General features: G+C 67.1%; 14 protein-coding genes. 6 read left to right on the forward strand and 8 right to left on the reverse strand.

What is annotated here, in order from left to right:
* The first annotated feature begins 190 nt into the window (after positions 1–190).
* From AC07NY_RS25030 to AC07NY_RS25045, 4 genes are read left to right on the forward strand one after another with little or no spacing between them, the layout of a single operon-like run.
* The gene (locus AC07NY_RS25030; protein WP_494585988.1) at positions 191–1519 is read left to right on the forward strand and encodes a DUF1214 domain-containing protein; all 1329 of its coding nucleotides are present in this window, start codon (positions 191–193) and stop codon (positions 1517–1519) included.
* Between the two features lie 42 nt (positions 1520–1561).
* Positions 1562–2596, forward strand: a complete 1035-nt coding sequence (locus AC07NY_RS25035) for a DUF1254 domain-containing protein (RefSeq protein WP_494585989.1) — start codon at positions 1562–1564, stop codon at positions 2594–2596.
* A 9-nt stretch (positions 2597–2605) separates the two neighbouring features.
* The gene (locus AC07NY_RS25040) at positions 2606–2866 is read left to right on the forward strand and encodes a DUF3302 domain-containing protein (RefSeq protein WP_494585990.1); all 261 of its coding nucleotides are present in this window, start codon (positions 2606–2608) and stop codon (positions 2864–2866) included.
* A complete protein-coding gene (locus AC07NY_RS25045; RefSeq protein WP_494585991.1) occupies positions 2863–3804 on the forward strand; it encodes an HlyD family secretion protein in 942 nt (313 codons plus the stop codon). Before AC07NY_RS25040 ends, AC07NY_RS25045 begins: the two co-directional genes overlap by 4 nt.
* Before the next feature lie 103 nt (positions 3805–3907).
* Here the strand turns inward: AC07NY_RS25045 and AC07NY_RS25050 are convergent, their stop codons facing one another.
* From AC07NY_RS25050 to AC07NY_RS25065, 4 genes are all read right to left on the reverse strand, one after another.
* Positions 3908–5167, reverse strand: a complete 1260-nt coding sequence (locus tag AC07NY_RS25050; RefSeq protein WP_494585992.1) for a YeeE/YedE family protein — start codon at positions 5165–5167, stop codon at positions 3908–3910.
* Between the two features lie 15 nt (positions 5168–5182).
* Positions 5183–6118 (reverse strand): sulfurtransferase, encoded by a 936-nt coding sequence (locus AC07NY_RS25055; protein ID WP_492287857.1) that lies wholly within the window; start codon positions 6116–6118, stop codon positions 5183–5185.
* A gap of 571 nt (positions 6119–6689) precedes the next feature.
* On the reverse strand, positions 6690–7598 hold the full coding sequence (locus AC07NY_RS25060) for a DMT family transporter (protein ID WP_494585993.1): 909 nt from the start codon (positions 7596–7598) through the stop codon (positions 6690–6692).
* Positions 7599–7609: 11 nt separating this feature from the next.
* Positions 7610–8767 carry a trans-sulfuration enzyme family protein gene (locus AC07NY_RS25065; protein WP_494585994.1) on the reverse strand — a complete coding sequence of 386 codons (1158 nt, stop codon included), beginning with the start codon at positions 8765–8767 and terminating at the stop codon, positions 7610–7612.
* A gap of 126 nt (positions 8768–8893) precedes the next feature.
* Here AC07NY_RS25065 and AC07NY_RS25070 point away from each other — a divergent pair, with 126 nt between their 5' ends.
* Positions 8894–9355, forward strand: coding sequence for an Lrp/AsnC family transcriptional regulator (locus AC07NY_RS25070; RefSeq protein ID WP_492287860.1), 462 nt, complete (start codon positions 8894–8896; stop codon positions 9353–9355).
* 119 nt (positions 9356–9474) lie between these two features.
* Positions 9475–10638 (forward strand): AGE family epimerase/isomerase, encoded by a 1164-nt coding sequence (locus AC07NY_RS25075; RefSeq protein ID WP_494585995.1) that lies wholly within the window; start codon positions 9475–9477, stop codon positions 10636–10638.
* Here the strand turns inward: AC07NY_RS25075 and AC07NY_RS25080 are convergent.
* Genes AC07NY_RS25080 through AC07NY_RS25095 form a run of 4 tightly spaced genes read right to left on the reverse strand, consistent with a single transcriptional unit; the run spans position 10635 to position 15032 of the window.
* On the reverse strand, positions 10635–11618 hold the full coding sequence (locus tag AC07NY_RS25080) for an ABC transporter ATP-binding protein (protein ID WP_494585996.1): 984 nt from the start codon (positions 11616–11618) through the stop codon (positions 10635–10637). The genes AC07NY_RS25075 and AC07NY_RS25080 overlap by 4 nt on opposite strands.
* The gene (locus tag AC07NY_RS25085) at positions 11615–12595 is read right to left on the reverse strand and encodes an ABC transporter ATP-binding protein (RefSeq protein ID WP_494585997.1); all 981 of its coding nucleotides are present in this window, start codon (positions 12593–12595) and stop codon (positions 11615–11617) included. The genes AC07NY_RS25080 and AC07NY_RS25085 overlap by 4 nt, the downstream gene beginning before the upstream one ends.
* Positions 12592–14136: a gamma-glutamyltransferase family protein gene (locus AC07NY_RS25090; protein WP_494585998.1), complete on the reverse strand. Its 1545-nt coding sequence runs from the start codon at positions 14134–14136 to the stop codon at positions 12592–12594. Before AC07NY_RS25090 ends, AC07NY_RS25085 begins: the two co-directional genes overlap by 4 nt.
* Positions 14136–15032 (reverse strand): polysaccharide deacetylase family protein, encoded by an 897-nt coding sequence (locus AC07NY_RS25095; RefSeq protein ID WP_494585999.1) that lies wholly within the window; start codon positions 15030–15032, stop codon positions 14136–14138. The genes AC07NY_RS25090 and AC07NY_RS25095 overlap by 1 nt, the downstream gene beginning before the upstream one ends.
* Positions 15033–15043 lie beyond the last annotated feature (11 nt).

A 15043-nucleotide genomic window follows, 5' to 3' on the forward strand; every position in this document is an offset into this window, starting at 1 on the left:
CGACGATCTCCACGCCCGAGCCACGCGAAACCAGCTCGGTAACTGTTACGGTCTTAAGGCCGCGAAGGCGGCGTGCGACGGTCCTGTCGCGAAGCCGGGCAGCAAGGGGCGCGCCTCCGCCCTTGCAGGTCCCTCGACAGCGCTTCCCGACAATCCAGGTCGACAGCTTACGGCCGTCATGGAGCAGGCGATGTCCACGAGCCCTTTGAAGCAGCTCCTGCTGGCCCTGACGATTGTCGTGCCGACGATCGCAGCGGCACAACCGTCGCCACCTCAGGCCCCCGACGCGAAAACCGTGGCCGACGCCTATGTCTACCTGCTCGGCCGTGTGCTGGTCATTCGTCAGGAGCAGATGGACAGCAAGGCGAAGGACTTCGCCTACAACAAGATCAGGTACAATCCGCTCGGCTCGGCTGATTTCGTCAATCCGAATTTCGACGTTGCCTATCTCGAAACCTGGGTTGCCGTCGACGACAGGACGCCGGTGATCCTGGAGGTGCCGGAGATCAAGGGGCGCTACTACACTGCGCAGATCCTCGACGAATGGGGCGAGGTGATCGCCAATATCAACGAGCGCACCTTCCCGTCGAAGCCCTTCGGCAAGTTCGCGCTGGTGAAGCCCGGCTCGCAGGCGAAGATACCAGCCGACGCGGCACGGATAGAGCTGCATTCCAGCAAGGCCAAGGTTCTCGGCCGGATCGAGCTCAAGGGCGATCCCGAAGGTGCCATCCGGCTGCAGCAGGCTTTCAAGGTCAGTACGGCAGGCAAGCCGGCGATTGCCAGGCCGGTCGCGCTGCCGATGTTCGAGAACAAGGATCTGATCGGCGCCGTGATCTTCGACAAGGTCGATGCGACGCTGGCCAGCGCGCTCGACGTTGCCCCCAATGCCGCGGAGATGCAGCAGAAGGTGCGGGCGATCTCAGCCTATGTCGCGTCGGGCAAGGAAGCTCGCGCGGCTATCGACGCGCAGCTGAAGAAGGTCGTGCCCGAATTCCAGGAATACGCCTTCACCAGGAGCGCTCCCTATCGCAATCATTGGGTCGGCGGCGCCGCGGTCGGCAATTACGGCAAGAATTTCTGGCTGCGCACGACGGTCAATTTCGCCGGTATCTGGGCCAATGCCATCGACGAAGTGACCTATTTTTCCGCGACGCGGGACGCTGGCGAGACGCTGCTCAATGGCAGCAACAGCTATGTCATGCATTTTCCCGCCGATCGCCTGCCGCAGTCGGCCGTCGATGCGTACTGGTCGGTCATTCTCGTCGGCGTACCGGATTATCGGGTGATGCCGAATCCGCTCAACCGGTTCAATTTCAATACCTATTCGAAGCTCGCGAGCGAGGCCGACGGATCGCTCAAGATCGCGATCGGGCCAAAGCCGGTTGCGGGCGTCCCGGAGTCGAACTGGCTGCCCGCGCCGGAGGGAAAGACCTTCTCGCTGACCTTCCGGACCTATGTGCCGAAGGAGATCGTCCGGAACGGCGGGTGGCAACCTCCACCGGTGACCAAGGTGAACTGACGACATTTCCGCAGGCGGCGCCGAGATCGGCAGGAGAGCACCATGAAGATCAGTCTGGCATCCCAGGTCGCGCTGTCGCTCATCATGACGGGCGTGGCTTTCGCCCAGCAAAGCAATGCGCCAGGCGGCCCCGTTCCGGTCACGGTCGACAACTTTCCGCGCGCCGAGTCCGATCTCTACATGAGCAGGACCGTTCAGGACGGCGGCCTCGGCAAATTCATCCATAGGCGGCTGCCGGCGGATATCGAGAACCAGACCATCATCCGCCTCAATCGCGACACGCTCTATTCTTCGGCTGTCGTCGATCTCGATGCTGGTCCGGTGACCGTCATCCTGCCCGATTCCGGCAAGCGCTTCATGTCGCTGCAGGTCATCAACCAAGATCATTACGTGACGCTCGTCACCTACAAGCCTGGCCCGGTGACGCTGACGCGGGCCAAGGTCGGCACCCGCTACGCCATTGTCGGCGTGCGCACGCTGGTCGATCCCAACGATCCGAAGGACGTCCAGCAGGTCCATGCGCTGCAAGACGCGCTCAAGCTTGAGCAAAAGGGCCCGGGCAAGTTCGAGATTCCGAAATGGGAAGAGGCCAGCCAGAAAAAGGTTCGCGATGCCCTTCTGGTGCTCGCCTCCACCATAGGCGGCTTCAAGAATGGCTTCGGCCAGAAGGGGCAGGTCGATCCGATCCGCCACCTGATCGTCACCGCCGCGGGCTGGGGCGGCAATCCCGACAAGGACGCGACCTATCTGAGCTTCACGCCGGCGAAGAATGACGGCACGACGGTCTACAGGCTCAAGGTCGGGGCCGTGCCGGTCGATGCCTTCTGGTCGGTCAGCGTCTACAATGCCGAGGGCTATTACGAGAAGAACGCCAACAACGCCTATTCGCTGAACAACATTACCGCGAAGAAGAGCGCGGACGGCGCCGTCGACATCCAGTTCGGCGGCTGCGACGGCAAGGTCCCGAATTGCCTGCCGGTGATGAAGGGCTGGAACTACACCGTCCGGCTTTATCGCCCACGGGCGGAGGTTCTGAACGGGCGCTGGAAATTCCCCGAGCCGCAACCCGTGCCGTGAGGCGCCGGCATGTCCGGTCTTGACATCTTCGCCTGGATCGTCCTCGTGGTGCTCGTCGCCAGTACGGTCTTCGTCGTCGTCTTCATGGCGATGTGGCCCGGCATGGTCGCCAGGCGCCGTAATCACCCCTGGGCCGAAGCCGTTGCCATCGGCGGCTGGGTGACGCTCTTCCTCGGCTTCGTGCTCTGGCCGGTCGTGCTGATCTGGGCTTATGTCGACGTGCCGGCAAACCCGCGCCATGCCACTGATGATGTGGAGACGGCGCGATGATCGTCGTTCTGCTCAACACCTATCTGGCGCTGCTCTTCATCCTGGTGAAGCTCAAGGTCGTGCCCTTCAACCTGTTCTGGAAGGTTTCGCCGGTCCTTGTTCTCCTCGTCCTGCTGATCGGGCTGTTCATCCCGATGAACTGGGGCGCGCCGCAGGGGCCGGTGCTGGTCGTGCGCAACTCGGTCGCGATCGTGCCGGACGTCGCGGGCGAGGTTGCCGACGTGCCGGTCACAGCCAATACGCCGCTCAAGGCCGGCGACGTGCTGTTCAAGATCGATCCGGTGCCGTTCCAGGCCCAGGTCGACGCCCTGGCGGCGCAGCTCAGGTTCCAGGAGACGCGCCTCGCCGAGATGACCCAGCTCCAGTCGCGCGGCACGGGCCGGACGTTCGATGTCGAACAGCGCGAGGCCGAGGTCGAACAGCTCAAGGCGCAGCTCGCCGGCGCGAAGTGGAACCTGGAAAAGACCACGGTGCGGGCACCGGCGGATGGCTATGTCACCAATCTCGCCCTGCGCAAGGGCGCGCGGGTGACCAACCTGCCGCTGGCGCCGGTGATGGCCTTCATCGATACCGCCGACACTCTCCTTGGCGTCGAGATCAACCAGATCGACGCGCGCTATGTCGCGGCCGGCCAGCCGGTCGAGCTCACCTTCAAATGGGCGCCGGGGACGGTGCAGACAGGCAAGGTCGAGAGCGTGCTCCAGGCCGTCGCGACAGGCCAAGTGCAGACCTCCGGCGTCGCAGTGGCGCCGAAATCCGTTCAGGCCGCGCCTTTCGTTGTCCGTGTGAAGCTCGACGACGAAGCCTTCGCGCGCACGTTGCCGGCCGGTAGCGCGGGCGATGCCGCGATCTTCACCGATCGGGTCAAGGCCGCGCATGTCATCCGCAAGGTGCTGCTGCGGCAGATCGCGATCACCAACTACATCAACCCGTTCTGACGCTTCTCGAAGCCCAGCTGTCGTAAGGCGGGGGATTGCAGCGGTGTTCGATGCGTGAAGGCGTTCGGGCCCTCGCGGGAAATGCCTGTCCCGCCGCCGCGAACTACAGGGGCAGTCCGGCCCGTCGTCCGAGCTTCAGCATAGCCGTGGCGCCGACGCCGAGCGCCAGCGCGAAGACCCAGCCCGAGAGCGCGCCGGCCGAGATGCCCGAGAGCAAAGTGCCGACGGTGCAACCCAGGCCGATGACGGTGCCCCAGCCGAGCAGGACGCCTCCCGTCAATCCACGTAGCGCCTGACCGGTCGTCGGCCAACGCGGTTTGAACTCGCCCGCGGCCAGTGCCGCGATCAGCGCGGCTGCGACGATGCCGGTGATGAACAGGCCATTCGGCGTCACCAGCGCGTCGCGGATGACGGTGGCGCAGCCGCGGAGGCTGTCGAGACCTTCGAGCCGAGACGGCAACAGCTCGAAGGCACCAGCAAGCTGGCGCGAGCGCGAGCCGATCTCGGCGGTCACTCCGAGAGGCGATACGCGCAGATAGGCGGCAACCCCGATCAGCCCGACGAGCAGGCCGCCCAGCCAGGCCGGCCAGCGTTGCCGGAATACAGCGACGAGAGGATCGCGCGACGGCTCAGGCTGTGGGGGAAGGTTGCCCTTGCGCAGGAGGAGCCAGGCCAGCGCGCCCAGAACGACGAGGGACACGATCAGCGCGCCGCCATAGCCGAGATGGCGCGGCAGCCACGGGACCGGCGCCCCCGCGATCGTCCAGAGATAGAGCCCGTTCCAGCTTTGGAAGCCGAGGATGAAACCACCGACGGCCCCAGTCAGGGCGAAAGGCGCGGTCGGGGAGCCTTCGCCAAGTCGATAGAGATGGGCGCTGAGGCAGGAGCCGGAAAGCGCCATACCCGCCCCGAAGGCAAGGCCCGCGAGTACGAGCGCGAGGCTCACCGGCCCGATATGGGCAGTCGGTGGCAGGCGCGTGCCCGACGGGTCCGGCAGCCAGGCGCCGAAGATCAGGGTGTAGCCGGTGATTCCGACAGCGAGCGCCGTGACGATGCCGAGTAGGCCGCGCGGGTCGCGCCGGTCGAGCCAGTCGCGCCAGATGCAGAGGAAGCAGAAGCGTGAGCGCTGGATCACGAAGCCGAAGGCCGCTCCGAGGATCAGCGACAATTGCAGCTGCGGAGCCGGATCGCCATGGCGGCCGATACCGACGATCGCCAGTGCGAGCAGGGCGGCAAGGCCGAGCGCGATCAGGGTGCCCAAGGCTGGCCCCGAAGCGGGATCAGCCACGGCAGCCGGAGCCGCCATGGCCGCTTCACGGGCGCGCTGGTAATCCAGCGCGCCGCTTTCGTCGGAGATGCTCATCGGCGCGGGGGCAGCTTACTTGCCGCCCCAGACCGTGCCAGCGGGGTTGCTGATCGGCAGGCCGACGGTGTTGCCGTATTCGGTCCAGGAGCCGTCATAATTCGCGACCTGATAGCCGAGCACGCGCGACAGGATGAACCAGGTGTGGCTGGAGCGTTCGCCGATGCGGCAGGTCGTGATCACCGGCTTCGAACCGTCGATGCCGACATTGGCATAGAGCTTCTTCAATTCCTCCGGCGATTTCAGCGTGCCGTCGGCCTGGTTGACCGCCTGAGCCCAGGGCACGTTGACGGAACCGGGGATATGGCCGGCGCGCAGCGCCAGCTCCTGGAAGCCGGCCGGCGCGATGATCTTGCCGGAGAACTCGTCGGCCGAGCGGATGTCGAGCACACGCGCCTCGGATTTCTTCTCGACGGTGGCGACGACATCGGCGAGCCGGGCGCGCAGCTTGCGGTTGGGCTCAGCCACGGTGAAGGCGGAAGCCTTGACCGCCAGCGGGTTGGTCGAGACGGGGCGCTTCTCCAGCTCCCATTTCTTGCGGCCGCCATCGAGCAGCTTCACGTTGTCGCGCAGGCCGTAGATGTCGAAGACCCAGGCGCCCCAGGCGGCAAACCAGTTATTGCTGTCGCCGTAGAGGACGATGGTGACGTCCTTGTCGAGGCCGAGCTTGCGGGCGAGCGCCTGGAACTTCTCCGGCTTGGCGATGTCGCGCTCGACCGTGTCGACGAGATCCGTGTGCCAGACGACGTTCTGCGCGCCGGGGATATGGCCACGCTCATAGAGGCCGGGCTCGACGCTGACCTCGACGACCCGCACCTTCGGATCGCTGAGGTTTTTCTCCAGCCAGTCGGTGGTGACGAGCGGACCGGAATTGGCGAGCGCGGCACCGCCCAGCAGCAGGGCCGCTGCGAGCGAGAGGGCGCTCCGGCGCAGCAGGGACAGGGCGGACATGGCGCGATCTCCTTGAGTTTGAAAGCTTTGCCATGATTTCGCCACGCGCCGGCTTGCGGAAGCCGAACAGGATTTTTTTGTTTGGGCAATCCGGAGAACGAAGAAGTTGTACGACCTTCGTTCAAGAAAATGACGTTGCGGAACGAGCCGAAACGGGGCGCCGGGCCTTGGGCTGCCGCCGCGCGACGGGCCGTCAGCCTTGCTGCGATCCGGGCCTCCTGCGCGGCCTTGACCAGACCGACGCGGGCGGTCGCTTCCTCCAGCGAGGCGGCCGGCGGATAGGCGGGCGTGCTGGCGGCGATACCGGCCTTCGCGCCGATATGCTTCTCGAAGGGCAGCGAGCGATAGAGCGACGGATCGGCAGCTCGGCGGTCTCGTCGTCATGGCTCATGAAGGCGCCACCGGCGATCGTCTCGTCGCCACGCCGCAGCAGCAGGAAATCCCCGAGCGGCGGAGCGAAGGCTTGGGCCGGATAGCGCAGGATTTCCGAGCGTGCTCCGCCCGGCCGGCTGTTGAACCCGTAGCGGCCGTCATATTCGGCGATGAGGCCTTCAGCAGGGACGGATGCGATTCAGGCTGGGCGGCGCGGAGGATCCGGTCGCAACGCCAGCGCGACGCCGCCGATGGTCAGCGCGATCGCGATCATCTCCCGCAGCCCAAGCGTTTCGCCGAGCAAGGGCACGGCGGTGATCGTTCCCACGACCGGGACGATCAGCATGCTGGTGGCGGCAACCGCCGTCGGCAGCCGCTTGAGCGCGCCGAACCAAGTTAGGTAGCAAAGGGCCATCGGGCCGATGGCCATGTAGGCCAGTCCGAGCGCTCCCGGGGCCGAGAGCGCGGCGATGTTCGGCCGCTCCAGCATGAGGCCAAGTGCGACCATCGGCAGGCAGCCGAGGGCGACCTGCCAGGCCGCGACGGCCGGTCCCGGCATGGCGAGGGGCTTCCGCGCCTTGACCGTGCCAAGCGCGAACAGCACGGCCGCCGCGAAGGCGAACAGCACGCCGGGAAGCTTGGCCGCCGTGAAGTCGGGGCCGCCCATCAGAACGACCATGCCGGTGATGCTGAGCCCCAGCGCCACCAGGCTGCGCCGGGTCGGCCGCGCGCCGAGCAAGGGCCAAGCCATCAACATCGCCCAGATCGGCATCGAATAGGCGATCAGAGCCCCTTCCGAGACCTTGAGCCAGTTCAACGCGAGCGCGGTGAAGCCCATCCAGGCAAAGACGTTGATCGAGGCCGCAATCACGAGAGGCGCGCGCGCTTCGCGTGGCACGGCAAGGCTATCGCCGCGAGCCACTGCCAGCAGGGCGAGGCAGAGCGCGCCGATGAGGCCGGCCGTCCCCCGCGCGAAGAGCGGGGGCCAGTCCTGCAGGACGAATTTCAGCACCGTCCAGTTGAGGCCCCAGCCGAAGGCCGTGGCCAGCAGCAGGACCTTGCCGACCGTCTGGCTGGCCGGCACGGAAGCGGAGCCTGTCGGGGTCATGGCATGGCGCCTTACGCGCGATGCCCGGCCTTCAGGGCCTGGTCGAGATCGGCATAGAGGTCATCGATATCCTCGATGCCGGTCGAGAGGCGCAGCAGATCGGTCGGGCAGGGCGAACCGGCGCCCTCGATCGAGGCGCGATGCTCGATCAGGCTTTCGACGCCGCCGAGCGAGGTGGCGCGCTTGTACAGTTCGACATGAGCCGCCGTGGCAATCGCCGCACCTTCGCCGCCGGTCACCTGCACAGACAGCATGAAGCCGAAGCCGTTCTCCATCTGCCGCGCCGCGATGTCGTGGCCGGGATGCTGCGGCAGGCCGGGATAGAGCACGCGGGCCACCAGCGGATGCGCCGAGAGCCGCTGCGCCAGCGCCATCGCCGAGGCCGCCTGCCGCTCCTGCCGCACATGGAGCGTGCGCATGCCGCGCATCAGCAGATAGGCCTCGAACGGGCCGAGTATGCCGCCCTGGCCCTTGCGAACCGTCTTGACCCGGTTCCAGAACTCATCGTCCTCGCGGGCGCAGAGCGCACCGGCGACGACGTCGGAATGGCCGTTCAGCACCTTGGTCGCGGCATGCATGACGATATCGGCGCCGAGCGCCAGCGGTCGGGTGTGGACCGGTGACGCGCAGGTCGAATCGACCGCGAGCTTGGCGCCGGCCTTGTGGGCGATCTCGGCGGCGGCTGCGATATCGGTGATGGCCCAGAGCGGGTTGGAGGGGGTCTCGATCCAGACGAGCTTGGTCGCGCCCGGCTTCACGGCCGCCTTCAGCGCGGCGAGATCGTCGGTCTCGACGAAATCGACCTTGATGCCCCAGCGCGTCGCCTCGTTGAGCAGCCAGGCGCGCAGAGCCCAGTACATCACCTTGGAGGCGACGACATGGTCGCCGGGCGAGAGCGCCTGGAACACGGCGGTCGCCGCCGCCATGCCGGAGCCGAACAGCAGCGCGCCGGCCTTGGCCTCCTCCAGCATGGCTAGCACGGCCTGCGCCTCATGCACCGTCTCGTTGTCCGGCCGGCCATAGATGAAGCCGGTCGAGTAGCCGTTATCCTCGTCGCGGATATAGGTCGTCGAGACATGGATCGGTGGCACCACGCCCCGGGTGGTCGGGTCGATCTTGCCCATGGCCTGCGCGGCAAGGCTTCTCTTGGTCCACTTCGTCGCAGTCATGACCCGTTCCCGTTTCGTCACCGCCGACAGGGTCGGCATCTGGATCAGATCATGCCGGCAAGCGCTTGGCGATTGTCGCCCATTTTTGCTATCAGATGACGAATTTCGCCGATCATGGGATATCAGGTGACCAAAACGGTCGATCTCGACAAGTTCGATTACGCCCTGCTGCGGGAGGTGCAGGCCGATAACCAGACGCCGGCGCGTGTGCTGGCCGAACGCGTCGGCCTGTCCCAGAGCGCAGTGTTGCGGCGGCTCAGGCGCCTGCGGGCGGAAAAGGTCATCACGGCCGATGTTTCGGTCGTCAGCCCGGAAGTCATGGGCGTGCCGGTGACCGTGCATGTCACCGTCTCGATCATCCAGGGCTCGCGCACCTATGGCGATTTCGCCCGCAAGCTCCAGGCTAGGCCGGAGGTGAAGCACGCTTCCTATGTCACCGGCAGCGCCGATTTCGTGCTGCACCTGCAAGTCGAGAGCATGGCGGCCTATGCCGCTTTCACCCGCGAGGTCTTCCACGACGATCCGAATGTCGCGGAATACCACAGCTATATCGCCATGCGCGAAGTCGTCGGCCGGGGCGCGACATAAGCGGAGCCGCCTGTCTTGGCGCCCGGCCGGCCAGCCGTTATCGATCCGATGTGTTCGCGATGGTGCGGTTCCTCTGAACCTCACCTCGCACGTGGTTTCCTCACCGGGGATATCGTCCGATGAAGCGTGAAGAAGCCGTGGAAACCGCGATCGGCTTGCCGTCGAAGGCGTGGCTTCGGGAAACCCTCATCCCGGCCTGGATCGATCGCGCTGTCCGGCCCGGCCGTGCCGGCTTCGTCGAGATGTTCGATCCGGCGGATCCGGATCGCGAGCCCGGCCCCGTGAAAACGACGCTGGTCACGGCCCGGCTGATCTATGTCTTCAGCCATGCCCATCTGCTCGACCCGCAGGGAAAGGCGCTCGCCGCCGCCCATCACGGCTTCGCCTTCCTGCGCGATGCCTGCCGGGAAGGCGGGCAGGGGCGCTTCCTGCACTCCGTCCGTGAGGACGGCACGCCGGTCGATGCCCGCACCGACCTCTACGACCTCGCCTTCGTCCTCTTCGCAATGGCCTGGTATTATCGCGCGACGCGGGACGATCAGGCGCTCGCGATCGCCGACGAGGTGATCGGCTTCATCGAAGGCGAGATGGCGCATCCGCAGGGCGGCTTCGCTGAGGATACGCTGGGCACGCTGCCGCGCCGGCAGAACCCGCATATGCATCTGCTGGAAGCGTTCCACGCGCTGGCAGAGGCGACCGGCGAACAACGCTGGCTCGACCATGCCGATGCGATCGTTCGGCTGGCGCGCGAGCATCTGGTCGATAAGGAGACCGGCACGCTCGGCGAGTATTTCACCGATGACTGGCAGCCGGCTCCCGACGCGGCCGGCCTGGTCTGCGAGCCCGGCCATCACTTCGAATGGACCTGGCTGCTGCTGCATCATTGGCGCCTGACAGGGGACACCCAAGCGCGCGATCTGGCGGAGAGGCTCTACGGCTTCGCGATCCGGCATGGCCTCGATGACGGTTTAACGGGCCCGATCGCAGCCTTCGATGTGTTCGATCGCGCCGGCCATGTCACGGCCTCGACCAAGCTGCTCTGGCCCCAGACCGAGGCGATCAAGGCCTTCCTCGCCCGGATCGAATTCCTGGATGATGCCGACGCGGCCGCGCGTCTCGACAGGCATCTCGCCAGCCTGTTCCGCTGGTTCGTCGCGCCCGAGACGGGCCTCTGGTTCAACCAGCTCGCGAAGCACGGAACACCTAGACAGACCGTTATCCCGGTGCGGGTGCTCTACCACCTCCTGCTCGCCCTCGCGGAATGGGAGCGCGTCTGCGGCTAACCGATCACCTGCCGCCCGACATGGACGCAGGCCGCCTCGGTTCCCGTCTCGCCTGCCGCTAGCGGGAAGCGCTCCTCGGCACAGACTGCGATCCGCTCCGGGCAGCGCGTCACGAAGGGGCAGCCGACCGGCGGCGAAAGCGGGCTCGGCAGGTCGCCGCTCAGGATGATCTTCTCGCGGTTGCGCTGGGCCCGCGGATCCGGCAGCGGGATCGCCGAGAGCAGCGCCTTGGTATAGGGATGCTGCGGCCGCTCGAAGATCGCATCGACCGGACCCTGCTCGGCGACCGTGCCGAGATAGAGCACCATCGCCTCGTCGGCGATATGCCGGACGACCGAGAGGTCATGCGAGATGAAGAGGTAGGACAGCCCGAGATCGCGCTGCAGTTCGAGCAGCAGGTTGAGCACCTGCGAGCGGATCGAGACATCGAGCGCCGAGACCGGCTCGTCGAGCACGAGCAGGCGTGGTGACAAAGCCAGCGCCCGCGCGATGACGACGCGCTGGCGCTGCCCGCCCGACAGCGCGCTCGGCAGGCGCTCCGCCAGCGCGGCAGGCAGGCCGACGCGATCCAAGAGTCCGGCGACGCGGGCCTTGCGGTCGGCACGGCTGCGCCCGGCGATGGCGAGCGGCTCAGCGATGCTGTCGGCGATCGTCATCTTCGGATCGAGCGCTGAGGACGGGTCCTGGAAGACGATCTGGATATCCTGCGCCAGCGCGGCCCGCTCGCGCCGCTTGAGCGCGGTGATGTCGCGCCCGTCGAAGCGGATCGTGCCAGCCGTCGCCCGCTCCAGCCCGACCACGGCATAGGCGGTCGTCGACTTGCCGCAGCCGGATTCGCCGACCAGCGCCAGCGTCTGTCCAGCCTGGAGGTCGAGCGAGATGCCGTCGACCGCCTTGACCACGCCGCCGGGCGTGCCGATGCCGCCGCGCAGCGGGAAATGCACCTTGAGGTCGCGGACCTCTAGCAACGGCTCGCTCATGCCATCGCCTCCAGCCGGTCGACATGCCAGCAGGCGGCACGATGGGAGGCGCCGACCGCGACGGCGGGCGGAACCTCGATGCAAGCCTCGTCGGCGAGTGGGCAGCGCGTGCGGAAGCGGCAGCCCTCGGGCCAGGCGCCGGCCGGCGGCACCATGCCCTCGATCGTGCGCAGCACCGTCTTGCGTGCGCCGTCGAGCTTCGGGATCGTGCCCAGCAGCAGGCGGGTATAAGGGTGGCTCGGTGCGGCGAAGATGGTGTCGACCGGGCCGCTCTCGACGATCCGCCCGCCATACATCACGCAGACATCATCGGCGAGATCGGCGACGACGCCCATGTCATGGGTGATCAGCACGACCGCGCTGCCGACCCCGTCACGCAATCGGCGCATCAGGTCGAGGATCTGCGCCTGGATGGTGACGTCGAGCGCCGTCGTCGGCTCGTCCGCGATCAGCAGCGAGGGGCGGCAGATCAGGGCTGAGGCGATCATGATGCGCTGGCACATGCCGCCAGAGAGTTCGAACGGATATTGCCGGGCGCGCCCTGCCGGATCGGGAATGCCGACGCGCGCCATGATCGCGATGGCTTCCTCGCGCGCGGCGGCGCGCGACAGGCCGCGATGCAGGAGCAATGCTTCCTCGACCTGCTCGCCGACCCGCATCAGCGGGTTCAGCGAGGCGACCGGCTCCTGGAAGATGATCGCGGCGTCGTTGCCGCGCACTTGCGACAGCTCCGCCTCGGATAGCCCCGTCAGCTCGCGCCCGCCGAGCCGGATCGAGCCGGCGGAAACCCGCGCCGCGCCGGGCAGCAGGCCGAGCACGGACAGCGCCGTCAGGCTCTTGCCGCAGCCGGATTCGCCGACGATCGCGAGGATGCGGCCGGTCTCGACGCTAAGCGAGACGCCATCGACGATGCGGTTGCCCTCGATCTCGATAGCGAGGCCTTCGATCGCCAGCATCGGGTTGGCGTGCTCGCTCATACCGAGGCTGCCGCGACCGCGGCCCAGGGGCTGGTCGGGTGTGCCATGCCGAGGAAGCCGCCATCCTTCGCCCGCATCACCGCCGAGGGAACCGAGAAATTCACGGGGTAGAGCGTGTCCTCGACGATCTCGACCGGAAAGGCGCCGGCGATCCGCGCCGCCACGTCCGGCTCGGCCCGCGCATCGACCTTGATGCGCGGCGTGGAGGCGTCGATGCGCGGCCGGTGGAAGACATCTTCGAGCGAAAGGCCGAAATCGGCCATGCCGGAGATCATCTGCAAGAGCGTCGGGAAGATCGTGCGGCCGCCGGCGGCGCCGATCGCGAGCCAGGGCTTGCCGTCGCGGCTCAGCACCAGCGGGCACATGTTCGCCAGCGGCTTGGCGCCGGCCGCGATGCTGTTGGGCTGGCCGGGGCGCGGATCGAACCACATCATGCCGTTATTCATGATGATGCCGGCGCGCGGCAGCGCCACCCGCGCGCCGAAGCGCGAGAGCAGCGTGTTGGTCAGCGAGACCATGTTGCCGTCGCGGTCGACGACGCTGACATGCGAGGTGCAACCCGCTTGCGGCGTCGCGGCATGGCCCATGCTGTTCAACCTCACCGCGTAAGCCTCGCGGATCGCGGTGGCGTAGGTCAGTGCAGCATCGGCCTGTGAGGCGTCGGGGCCGAGCCCGCACGCTTCCACCCGTCGCGCCGCGTCGAAGAAGGTCGGACCGCCGCTGAGGCCGGGAATGGCGGCGATGTCGAGATCGCGATAGCGCCCGGTCAGGGCCGGCGACCAGACCGCCTGATAGCCGGCGAGATCCTCAGTGCGGATGGCCGAACCGCCCACTTCGAGATCATCCGCGATCAGGCGTGCGGTCTCGCCCTCGTAGAAGTCGCGGGCGCCCGCTTTTGCCAATCGCTTCAGGAGCTGGGCCTTGGCCGTCATCGGCTTGAAGCGGCGGGTGTCGGCACCCGCCTTGGGCGGCTGGCCGTTATCCAGGAGGAGTGCGGAAATCACCGGGTCACGCGACAGGCCGGCGACCTCGACCGCGATGCACAGCGCCGCATACCAGTCGATTTCCAGCCCGCGTTCGGCATGCTCGATCGCCGGCTGCAGCGCCTCGCTCCAGGAGATCGTGCCATGGCGCTCCAGCGCGGCGGAAAAGCCGGCGATGGCGCCGGGCACACAGATCGCGCTGTAGCCGGCGACATTGCGCTCGCCGACGACGGCGGGCCAGGCGAACCAGTTGCCCGAACCGGCGTCGGTCAGCGGATAATCCGCCGGATCGAGACCGCGCGGCGAGCGCACGTTGAAATCGAGTGTGTCGAGCGCTCCCGTCTTGCCGTCGGCATGGATCAGGAAGCCGCCGCCGCCCACGCCCGAAAGCCAGGGCTCGACGATGCTCAGCACCAGCGCAGTGACGATCGCCGCATCCATCGCGTTGCCGCCGCGTGCGAGCACGTTGGCGCCGGCCTCGGCCGCGTGGCGGTTCTGCGCGGCGACGAGCCCGTGCGGGGAGCGGACGGCAGGGCGGCGGATGCTGAAGGTCTGCATCAGGCTTTGGTCCGGAAGCGCAGGGGCGCGCTCGGCTGTGGCAGCCGCATCGGGACGCTGAAGCGCTGCGCATTGGCGCTCGCCGCATGATGTTCCGCAAGCTCGCCCACGGTCGCGATCCAGACGCCGGGCGAGGCCGTCACCACGTCGAGCAGCTTCTCCAGCATGCGGACGCGCCCGGCCCGGCCGGAGATCCAGTCATGGACGGTGAGCATCATCATCCGCCCCTCGCGATGCAGCACCTCCCATTCGTCGAGCCAGGCATCGAGAATGCCGTTCTGGGCCGAGGGTGGGGCGCGGTCCTGCGCGCTGCCGGTGAAGCGGAAATAGACGGCGTCGTCGACGGCCCAGAGCACCGGAACCTGCGTCACCCCGTCGATAGTGTAGGGATGGTCGAAGCCCATCAGCGAGGAATCGTAGAGCCCGCGCCGCTTCACCTCTTCAAGCATGAAGGGCGTCATCTCCCAGGCTGGCGAGCGGAAGCCCTTGGGCACGACGCCGGCCTGGCTCTTGAACAGCGCGAGCGACTCGTCCATCGCGCGGGCGAATTCCTCTGGCCCGGCCTCGGTCGCGAGCTCGTGGAAATAGCCGTGCAGGCCGATCTCGTGGCCGCGCGCGACGAAGGCCGGCAACAGCTCCGGATGGTTCTTCGCGATCAGCCCCGGCACGAAGAGCGTCGCCTTGATACCGTAGCGATCCAGCAGGTCGAGCAGGCGCCAGATGCCGACGCGGGGACCGAACAGCCGCTGCTCGATCTGTCCGAGCGCGACCGGCGCGCTTTCCGGCAGGCTCCACTGATAGGGGCTCTCCGCATCGACATCGATGGTGAAGCAGAAGGCGCTCGACTTGCCCAGGGGCCATTCATAGGCCGGGCGGGCGGCGTTGGGGGCGGTCATGTCCTTGCCTC

This window comes from Allobosea sp. GW821-FHT09G06 (assembly GCF_059416005.1).